Here is a 10,175-nt window from a genome sequence, read left to right on the forward strand (position 1 = left end):
ACGGGTCACCGCAGCCGCTCCGGCAGGGGCTGCAGGCTGCGCAGAGTCGCGGTCCGATCGGCCAGGGCGTACTCGTCCGGCTCGCGGTTGCGGTTCACCCGGAAGACGCGGAAGCCGTATTCCAGCGCCCCCTGCGCGTCCCAGGCGTTGGCGGAGACGAAGGCCATGCGCTCGGCCGGGATGCCGAAGCGGCGCTCGGCCAGGCGGTACGCGTGCGGGTGCGGCTTGAACACGCCGACCGACTCGATGCTGAGCACGTCGTCGAGCAGGCCGGTGATGCCGGCCGCGTCGCAGGCCTCGGCCAGCATGTAGGGCTCGCCGTTGGACAGGATGGCGGTGGCGAGACCCGCCCCGCGCAGCGCGCGCAGCACCGCCGGCACCTCCGGATAGGCCGGCGAACGGCGGTAGGCGGTGAGCAGGTCGTTGAGCAGCGCGGGATCCTTCAGCCCGTACCTGGCCGCGATGTAGTCCAGCGCGTCCTGCGTGCAGCGCCAGAAATCCTGGTGGCTGCCCGGACCGGTCAGGCTGCGCACCCAGCTGTACTCGAGCTGCTTGTGGCGCCACTCGATGGAGATGCGCGCCCAGTCCGGCCCGATCCGCGCCGCCTCGCCCGCCATCGCGGCATGCACGTCGAGCAGGGTACCGTAGGCATCGAAGATCACCGCCTCGACGGCGGGCTGGGCTTCAGACTCGGCGTCGGACACGCTGGACCCTCCCTGCAGCGCCGGCGCAGGGGCCGGCCCACGCCCGACACGCGGCGCGGCAACGTTTCACGATGGAGGCGGAGCGCGACGGTCGCACGCCCCGCGCCGGCGGTTCCTGGCGAATGCCGGCGACGACCCGCCCCGGGACGCGCCCGGGAACGGGCGGCGGCAGGGCGGATGCCGGCGGAACGGATGATGGCAGATCGGAGTCCCCGGAACGGGTGGCGGCGGAACGCACGCCACGGAGGGCGGCGTCCCTCGGGGGACGCCTCGGAAAGCGGGCCGGGAAAGGGCGGGCCGGGCAGGGCGCGGCACACTCCCCGGCACGGCGGGCGCCGGACCGGACAGGCGTCACGCGGCCCCCACATCCCGGCAGGTGGCGCGCGGCAGCATCGCCGACAGGTTCGGGCCGACAGGCGGCCCGATGCAAGGCACCGGCGGCTGACAACCCGGCGAGGGACGCCGGATGCGCCCCCGATGCGCCGCCTCCCGGGAAGCCCCCGGCCCAGGGGACGGGCCGCCGGGCATGCGGCCCGTTCCGCCGGGGCCAGACCGGGTGGGCTCGCGCAGCCTGCCCCGCGGGACGGATCCCGGCGGCGGCAGGCTACGCAAACCCGTCCGGCCATCCGCCCGTGCGCGAACCTCCGGTGGTCTGCCTGGGGCGTGTCCGCAAGGGGGAGCGGCGAAGGGACGGGCAGGGATTCCTCGTGCCGAAGGCGCGCCGCCACGAGGCCACGGCCTCGCGGCAGGCGGCCGACGCCGCCGGCGCGGAAAGGGCCCGCCAGGCCGCGCCGATCTCCCTTCGCGGCCGCGCCCTAAGCAGGCTTGCGCTGCCTGCGCCACGGATGGAGGTCGGCGAAGGCAGGCTGCGCAAGCCTGCTCGGCCATTCGTCCACGCGCAGACCTCCGGCGGTTTGCTTTCAGCGAACCGCAGTCCGGTTGGGACCGCGGTTCGCTGTCGCTCGTTGTTCCCGGCGCGGATTCACGCCACCGGGCGTGTCCGCCCGCCGGCGATCCGCACTAGAGCCGATCCAGCCTGACTGTATCAGGCCGGAACGGCTCTAGCCTTTTGATTTTTCGCATTTTCCGAGCCGCTGAGCGAGGACGCTCAGCTTGAAAATGCTCTAGCCATCCTGGCGATAGTTCGGCGCCTCGCGGGTGATCGCCACGTCGTGCACGTGGCTCTCGCGCAGGCCGGCGCCGGTGATGCGGCGGAAGCGGCAGTTGCGTTGCATCTCGGCCACGGTGGCGTTGCCGGTGTAGCCCATCGCCGCCTTGAGGCCGCCCACGAGCTGGTGGATCACCGCGCCCACCGGCCCCTTGTAGCCGACCCGGCCCTCGACGCCCTCGGGCACCAGCTTCAGCGTGTCCTGCACCTCGGCCTGGAAGTAGCGGTCGGCCGAGCCGCGCGCCATGGCGCCGAGCGAGCCCATGCCGCGATAGGACTTGTAGGAGCGGCCCTGGTAGAGGAACACCTCGCCCGGCGCCTCGTCGGTGCCGGCGAACAGAGAGCCCATCATCACGCAGTCGGCGCCGGCCGCGATCGCCTTGGCGACGTCGCCCGAGGTGCGGATGCCGCCATCGGCGATCGCCGGCACGCCGCGCTCGCGGCAGGCGGCCGAGGTCTCCAGCACCGCCGTGAGCTGCGGCACGCCGACGCCGGCCACCACGCGGGTGGTGCAGATCGAGCCCGGGCCGATGCCGATCTTCACCGCATCCGCCCCGGCCTCGATCAGCGCCAGCGCGCCCTCGGGCGTCGCCACGTTGCCGGCCACCACCTGCACCGAGTTGCTCAGGCGCTTGATCCGCTCCACCGAGGCCAGCACGCCGCCGGAATGGCCGTGCGCGGTGTCGACCACCACCACGTCCACCTCCGCCGCGACCAGCAGCTCGGCGCGGCGCAGCCCGTCCTCGCCCACGCCGGTGGCGGCGGCGCAGCGCAGCCGGCCCATCGCGTCCTTGACCGCGCTCGGGTTGGCCTGCGCCTTGTCCATGTCCTTGACGGTGATGAGGCCGACGCAGCGGTAGGCATCGTCCACCACCAGCAGCTTCTCGATGCGGTGCTTGTGCAGCAGGGCGCGGGCGCGCTCCGGCGTCACGTCGCCGGTCACGGTGATGAGGTGCTCGCGCGTCATCAGCTCGTAGACGCGGGTGTGGGGGTCCGTCGCGAAGCGGACGTCGCGGTTGGTGAGGATGCCGACGAGGCGGCCGGTGCCGGGCTCCACCACCGGGATGCCGCTGATCCGGTGCCCGTCCATCAGCGCCCGCGCATCGGCGAGCGTCTGGTCGGGGTGGATGGTGACGGGGTTCACCACCATGCCGGACTCGAACTTCTTGACGCGGCGGACCTGCCCCGCCTGCTCCTCCGGCGTCATGTTCTTGTGGATCACGCCGATGCCGCCCGCCTGGGCCATGGCGATCGCCATGTTGGCCTCGGTGACGGTGTCCATGGCGGCGGCGAGGAGGGGGATGTTGAGCGCGATCTCGCGCGTCAGGCGCGTGCGCGTGTCGGTCTGGTTCGGCAGCACCGAGGAGTAGGCCGGCACCAGCAGCACGTCGTCGAAGGCGTAGGCTTCCTCGATGGCGAAGGGCCGGCGCGGCTGGGCGGCGCGGGCCGGCTGGCCGCCGTCGGGCGCAGCGTCGCCGGGCGGGACGGCATCGGGGAGGTGTTCGAGAGCCATGGCGGGAACCTCGCGGTCCATGCCGGAGCCGTGGCCGGAACCGAGCTTCGGGGGACCGCCCTGGGGGCGCAACCTTGGCGCGTCCCCTTAGACCGGAACGCGCCGGCAGGGCAAGCCGCGGGGGATGACGGTTTCGCGGCGTCTGCCCTGCGTGGCGCGCCTCCCTCGGCGCCGCCGGGGCATGCCGTCCGGCACCCGCCCCGGCATGGCCCCTCCCCGCCTCTCCCCCCGCCCCTGCGGCGATCCGGTCAGAGCTGGCTGGAGCGCAGCCGCAGCGCCCGCAGCGGGAACCGGTCGCGCAGCTTCAGCCGGCCGGAGAGCTGCCACAGGCGCTCCCGCTGCCGGGGCGCGAAGCGGCCGAGCGGGTTGCCCCAGCGGAAGCGCAGCGCCGCGGGCAGCAGGAGCAGCGCGCTGCCGGCGCCGCGCAGCGTGGCGCCGGCATACCCCTCGCGGAAGCCGCGGATCAGCAGGCTGAGGGACGGCATCACGCCGGAGAACGGGGACACGCGGTACTTGGCGAAGATGTAGAAGCAGTTGCGTATGTGCCGGTAGTAGCGGCCGTCGTTCCAGGCCACGCGCCGCTCGGGCGAGACCTTGTGCAGCACGCGGATCTCCGGCTCGTAGACCAGCCGGTAGCCGGCGTTGATGAAGCGGTAGGAGAGATCCATCTCCTCGTGCATGAAGAACAGCCGCGCGTCGTAGCCGCCGACCCGCTCGAAGGCCGAGCGCCGGATCAGGTGGCCCGCGCCGACGAAGCGGCAGGTCTCGAAGCGCTGCGCGGCCAGGGCGGTGACGCTGCCCGGATAGCCCCAGCTCGACTCGTCGTCCCGGCCGTTCTCGTAGCAGAGGATGCGGAAGCCGAGCACCGCGACCGACGGGTCGGCCCGCGCGATGCGCACGGCGTTCGCCACCTGGTCCCGGTCCGCGAAGACGGCGTCGTTGTCGATCGCGACAATGAACTCGCCCTGGCCGAGGGCGCTCGCCTGGTTGCGGCCGCCCGGCACGCCGTTGTTGGTGGCGTTGCAGACCAGAGTCACCTGCGGCAGGGCGGCGCAGGCGGCGCGCAGCCGCGCCAGGTCCTGCTCCCGCGTGCCCTGGTCCACCACGAACACCTTGGTCTCGACCCCGACCTGATCCAGGGCGCTCTCGATCGTCGCGATGGTGTCGTCCACCCGGTCCCAGGACAGGACGATGATGTCCACGCTGGGCGGCGCCTCGGGCATGTCGGTTCTCTCCATCCTAGTCATCGGCTCGGTCGCGGCCCGGCCGTGCGGCCGGGCAGCCTCGTTGCAGGCGGGCCGCCGGCGGGCGGGGCCGGGGCGGGCAGGTCGCGGGACCGGCCACCACGCCGTCCGCCGGCGCCAGCGGGTACGTCATCCGGCCGCATCCGGCCGTGGCGGCCCGCTCCGGCACCTTCCCGGCGCCATCACGGCCGGCGCCGTCACGACGGGCGGCCTGCCTGGGCGGCATGCGCCGGGCACGGCCGGCTGCGGGACTATGCCCGCAAAAATCGTTGGCACGCATATTATTCCGAACACGCCATCGTGAGCCGCGCGCCCCGGTCAGGGCATTTCGGCCAGGCACCGGTCCCCCAGGACCCGATCCTATAGCACAACCGGCGAGTGCGCTGCACGCCTCGCGGTGCAATGGGCCTGCCCGCCCGGATCCGCCGGTCTCCCGGCCGCCTTCCGAAGCGCTTCCCGACGCCGCCGGCGTCGGTGACAGGCCGAAGGACCGCCGCGGCCCGCCGACCGGCATGCAGGTCGGCCTGGCCCGATCGGCCGGGTGCTGTCAACCGGTTGAACCCGCCGTCCCCACCGGCCATGCTCCCGCAATGGATCAGAGCGTTGCCGAAACGGTGGCGTTGCGCGCGGCACCCCTCGCGCAGCCCGTGGACTGCCCGGTGCAATGGCGCCGCTCCACCCGGGCCCGGCGGGTGTCGCTGCGGATCGACGCGCGCGCCGGCGCCGTGGTGGTGACCCTGCCGCCCCGGGCCGGGCGGCGCGCCGGCATGGCGCTGCTGATGACCCATGCCGCCTGGGTGACGGAGCGGCTCGCGGCCCTGGCCCCGAGCGTAGTCTTCGCCCCCGGCAACAGCGTGCTGCTGGGCGGCGTGCCGCACCCGATCCGGCACGCCCCCGGCGGCCGGGGCGGCGCCTGGCTCGAGGAGGGGGCGATCCACGTGGCCGGCGACGCCGCCTTTCTGCCCCGCCGCACCGCCGACTTCCTGCGCGCCGAGGCGCGGCGCCGGGTGCAGCCCCTGGTCGCCCGCCATGCCGAGGCGCTGGCGGTGCGCGCCCGCGCGGTACGGCTGAAGGACACGCGCTCGCGCTGGGGCTCCTGCGCGCCGGACGGCACGCTCGCCTTCTCCTGGCGGCTCGTCATGGCGCCGGACTGGGTGCTGGACTACGTGGTGGCGCACGAGGTGGCGCATCTGCGGGAGCTGAACCACTCGCCCCGCTTCTGGGCGCACGTGGCGCAGCTGACGCCGCACCGCGACGCCGCCGTCGCCTGGCTGCGGGCGCACGGCCCGGCGCTGATGCGGGTGGGCTGAGAGCCCGTCGGAATGGCCTGCGGGCCGACCCGGCGGCCCTTTCCGCGACCGAGGGGATGAGGGGGGGTGCGTCATGGCATCGCGCCGGCAGCCCTCGCTACCCGGCCCCTTGCTACCCGGCACGGAAAAGCCCTTCCCCTCCTTCTGCCGGCCAGCCGAACAGGCCCTGACGCCGCCCGGCGCACCGGGACGATGGCGGGGGGCCGCCCCGGACGACGGGACGGGATGCCGGACGATGGGCGGCCGCCGGCGGGGTCACGCCCCGGCGAGGCACGGCAGGCCGGCAGGGCACGTGCCCGCCGGCGGACGCCGCGCCGCGCCGGCATCGTCCGCCGTTCCCGCCGCCATTCCCCGGCAGGCGCGCGGAAGGCCGCTCGCCGCCACGCCGGGCTTCCCGGGACCGAGAAAGGAAAGGAAACGCCCATGCCTCACGCCGAGCCTCCCTCCCCGCCCGGCGCCGTCCGGCGCGTCGCCGTGATCGGCGCCGGCACGATCGGCGCGAGCTGGGCGGCCTGCTTCCTGTCGCGCGGGCTGGAGGTGGTCGTCAGCGATCCCTCCCCCGATGCCGAATCGGCGGTCGGGCGCATGATCGACGCGGCCTGGCCCGTGCTGCAGCGCCTGGGCGCCGCGCCCGGCGCCGATCCCACGCGCTGGCGCTTCGAGCCGGACCCGGCGCGGGCGGTCGAGGGCGCCGGCTTCGTGCAGGAGAGCGCGCCGGAACGCTACGCGGTCAAGCAGGCGCTGCTGCCGCGGCTCGACGCCGCGCTGCCGCCCGAGGTGGTGATCGCCTCCTCCTCCTCCGGCCTGCTGGCGAGCCGGCTCGGCGATGGCTGCCGGCATCCGGGGCGGGTGCTGATCGGCCATCCCTTCAACCCGCCGCACCTGATCCCGCTGGTCGAGATCGTCGGCGGCGACCCGGCGGCGCGGCAGGCGGCGCTCGCCTTCTACCGCGCCGTCGGCAAGCACCCGATCCTGCTGAACAAGGAGGTGCCGGGGCACCTCGCCAACCGGCTCCAGGCGGCGCTGTGGCGCGAGGCGGCCTGGCTGGTGGACCAGGGCGTGGCCAGCGTCGCCGACGTGGACGCGGCGATCTCGGAGGGGCCCGGGCTGCGCTGGGCGATCATGGGGCCGCACCTGACCTTCCACCTCGCCGGCGGCCGCGGCGGGATGGAGCACTTCCTGTCGCACCTCGGCCCGGCGCTGGAGAGCTGGTGGGCCGATCTCAGCACGCCGGCACACATCACCCCCGCCATGGCCGAGGCGCTGACCAGGGGCGTGGCCGAGGAGGCGGCGGGGCGCGACATCGAGACGCTGGAGGCGCGGCGCGACCGCCTGCTGGCCGGGCTGCTGGCCCTGCGCCGCGACGATCCGGGCTGAGCCGCGCCGCCGCTGGAGCGGATCGCCGGCGGCCGGACACGCCCGGCGGCGTGAATCCGCGCCGGGAACAACGAGCTAAGGTGAACCGCAGTCCCGACCGGACCGCGGTTCGCCGTGGAGCATTTTCAAGCCGGGCGCACTCACCCGACGCCCTGGAAAATGCGAAAAACCAGAAGGTTGGAGCCGTTCCGACCTGATACGGTCAGGCCGGAACGCCTCTAAGGGCGCGGCGCCGGTCGCAGTTCCGCCGCGCGGGACGGCGTCCCGCTGCCGGACCCGAACGGATTTCCCTTGGCGGTGGCGGCCGGCCGCGCCGACGCGTCGCCGCCGGCCTTGGCGAGCAGCAGACGGCCCGGCGCCATCACGCGGCCCTCCCTGTCACGCACGGTCATCAGGGAGCGATGGAAGGAGAGCATGGTCGTCGCCCTTCATATTACCTGGAGATTAAATAGAAGCAATATGATGGGGTGCGTCCCGCCGTGGCGGAAGGGGCGACCGAATCCGTTCCGCATCGGGATCGGCGGCCGCAGGGCCACCGCCCCGGCCGGCCCCGCCTGGAGCGTGCCGCCGGGGGGCGGCGACGCCCGGAGGCGTGAATCCGCTTGGAAAACAACGAGATGGAGCGGAGCGCGGTCCCGGCTGAACCGCGTTCCGCTCCGGTCGGCGAGACCGCGCTCTCCGTGATCCCTGGACAGGCGGCCCGAACCGAGGCACGCACGCTCGCGTGAACGGCATGGCAGCCGTTTCGGCGCGAGCGCCCCTTCGGAGATCCCTCGATTGGCCCATTCGCTTCGCCATGCCGGATGGCTGGACAGCATCCGCCGGCACGGCGTCCTGCCGGCCTGCCTGGCGGCACTGGCGCTGCTGGCCGGCTGCGGCACGCCGGTCTCGGTGCGCACGGTGGACCAGCGCGTCGAGTACCAGCGGCTGGCACGCAACGCGATGTCCTTCGAGGGGCTGAGCGAGGAGACGCGCAACGTGCTGCGCCGCCGCGCCCTGCTCGAGACCTTCGAGCGCCGGCCGGCGGACGGCATCGCCGCCATGCACGCGCGCGTCGTCGCCGGCCAGGACGAGCCGGGCGAGCTCTTCGCCCTGGCCGAGATGTCCTACCTGCACGGGCGCGGCCGCGGCGGGGCGCCGCACCTGCTGGCGGCGGCGCTCTACGCCTACGGGCACCTCTTCGCCACCAGCCGTTCCGACGCCACCGAGGCCTTCGACCCGCGCTTCCGCCAGGCGCTCGACCTCTACAACCTTGCCCTGTCCGAGGCGCTGACCGCGCCGGGCGGCGGGCCCGAGGGGGGGCGCGTCGCCATCGCCAGCGGCCGCTACCCGCTGCCCTTCGGCAGCATCGACATCACGCTCGACGAGCACAGCATCGAGTGGGGCGACGGCCGGCTCTCCGACTTCCTGCCGGCCAGCCGCATGCAGGTGAGCGGGCTGGAGAACCTCTACCGGCGCGCCGGGATCGGGGCGCCGCTGGCCGTCCGGACGCCGGCGCCGGCCGCCGAGGTGAGCGGCGGCGGCACGCCGGTGGCGGTGGCGGCGGACGAGGACACGCCGGCGGTGGCGCCGGACCCGCTGCGGCCCGGCCGCGGCGTGCGCGTCGCCGGCCGCTTCCGGGTGCCCGGCACGGCGGTGCTGGTGTTGGAGGAGCCGGCGCGGCAGCTTCGCGGCGGCGAGCTGCACGGCACGCTCGCCCTGCACATGATGTTCGACGCGGCGGCGGTGAGCATCGCCGGGCGCCGCGTGCCGCTGGAGTACCGCCCGAGCGCCGCCTTCGCGGAGGGTCTGGCGGAATCCAACCTCTGGTCGCAGGAGCTGCGCGCCTTCCTGTTCGGCAGCCTGCTGGACCAGATGCCCTCGCAGCTCGTGGCGCTGGCGCCGCATCGGCCCGGCCGCATCCCGGTGGTGCTGGTGCACGGCACCGCCTCCAGCTCCAGCCGCTGGGCCGACATGGTCAACGACCTGATCTCGGACCCGGTGATCGAGGCCAATTACGAGTTCTGGTTCTTCACCTACGCCACCGGCAACCCCGTCCCCTACTCGGCGCTGCAATTGCGCGAGGCGCTGGCCGCCTCGATGGCGGCGCTGAACAGCCCGACCGCCGACCCCGCCCTGGGGCAGATGGTGGTGATCGGCCACAGCCAGGGCGGGCTGCTGACCAAGATGATGGCGATCGACCCGGGCGACCGGCTCTGGTCCGAGGTGAGCCGGCGGCCGCCCGAGGCGCTGGGCCTCAGCCCGCACTCGCTCGACCTGATCCGGCGCGCCTTTTTCTTCCACCCGGTGCCGCAGGTGCGCCGCGTGGTCTTCATCGCGACGCCGCATGGCGGCAGCTTCCTGACCGAGTTCGGCATCGTGCGCATGATCTCGCGCCTCATCACCCTGCCGGTGGCCGTCGCGCAGGTGGGCGTCGAGGTGCTCTCGGGCGATCCCGAGGCCGCCGGGCTGGTGCCGAGCGGCATGCGCATGGGCAGCCTCTACAGCATGCTGCCGGGCAGCAGCTTCCTGCGCGCGCTGCGGCCGATTCCGCTCGCCCCCGGCGTCACCGGCCATTCCATCATCGCCGTGCGCGGCGACGGCCCGCCCGAAGGCCAGAGCGACGGGGTGGTGGCCTTCGACAGCGCCTACCTGCCGGGCATGGCCTCGACGAAGATCGTCCGCTCCAGCCATTCCACCCAGTCCAACCCGAACACGGTGAACGAGGTGCGGCGCATCCTGCTGACGCATCTGCGCGAGGCCTGCGGCACCGCGCTGCGCTGCACCCGGCCGCCGGACATGGCCTCGCGCTAGAGCCGATCCAGCCTGACTGTGTCAGGCCGGAACGGCTCTAGCCTTTTGATTTTTCGCATTTTCCGA

At 74.0% G+C, this 10,175-nt stretch carries 7 protein-coding genes; 3 read left to right on the plus strand and 4 right to left on the minus strand.

Features of this window, described 5'->3' with window-relative positions:
• Window positions 1-5 precede the first annotated feature (5 nt).
• From M0638_RS22880 to M0638_RS22890, 3 genes are all read right to left on the minus strand, one after another.
• Window positions 6-704, minus strand: coding sequence for a haloacid dehalogenase type II (locus tag M0638_RS22880; RefSeq protein ID WP_248669278.1), 699 nt, complete (start codon window positions 702-704; stop codon window positions 6-8).
• 1,124 nt (window positions 705-1,828) lie between these two features.
• On the minus strand, window positions 1,829-3,385 hold the full coding sequence (guaB, locus tag M0638_RS22885) for an IMP dehydrogenase (RefSeq protein WP_248669279.1): 1,557 nt from the start codon (window positions 3,383-3,385) through the stop codon (window positions 1,829-1,831).
• Window positions 3,386-3,633: 248 nt separating this feature from the next.
• Window positions 3,634-4,623 (minus strand): glycosyltransferase family 2 protein, encoded by a 990-nt coding sequence (locus tag M0638_RS22890; RefSeq protein ID WP_248669280.1) that lies wholly within the window; start codon window positions 4,621-4,623, stop codon window positions 3,634-3,636.
• 596 nt (window positions 4,624-5,219) lie between these two features.
• Here M0638_RS22890 and M0638_RS22895 point away from each other — a divergent pair.
• Window positions 5,220-5,939, plus strand: coding sequence for a M48 family metallopeptidase (locus M0638_RS22895; RefSeq protein WP_248669281.1), 720 nt, complete (start codon window positions 5,220-5,222; stop codon window positions 5,937-5,939).
• Between the two features lie 423 nt (window positions 5,940-6,362).
• Window positions 6,363-7,316, plus strand: a complete 954-nt coding sequence (locus M0638_RS22900; protein WP_248669282.1) for a 3-hydroxyacyl-CoA dehydrogenase NAD-binding domain-containing protein — start codon at window positions 6,363-6,365, stop codon at window positions 7,314-7,316.
• Window positions 7,317-7,534: 218 nt separating this feature from the next.
• Here the strand turns inward: M0638_RS22900 and M0638_RS22905 are convergent, their stop codons facing one another.
• Window positions 7,535-7,732 carry a hypothetical protein gene (locus M0638_RS22905; protein WP_248669283.1) on the minus strand — a complete coding sequence of 66 codons (198 nt, stop codon included), beginning with the start codon at window positions 7,730-7,732 and terminating at the stop codon, window positions 7,535-7,537.
• A 361-nt stretch (window positions 7,733-8,093) separates the two neighbouring features.
• Between M0638_RS22905 and M0638_RS22910 the strand changes: the two genes are divergently transcribed.
• Window positions 8,094-10,109 carry an esterase/lipase family protein gene (locus M0638_RS22910; protein WP_248669284.1) on the plus strand — a complete coding sequence of 672 codons (2,016 nt, stop codon included), beginning with the start codon at window positions 8,094-8,096 and terminating at the stop codon, window positions 10,107-10,109.
• Window positions 10,110-10,175 lie beyond the last annotated feature (66 nt).

The organism is Roseomonas acroporae (assembly GCF_023223525.1).
In the GTDB taxonomy this organism is placed as follows: domain Bacteria; phylum Pseudomonadota; class Alphaproteobacteria; order Acetobacterales; family Acetobacteraceae; genus Roseomonas_E; species Roseomonas_E acroporae.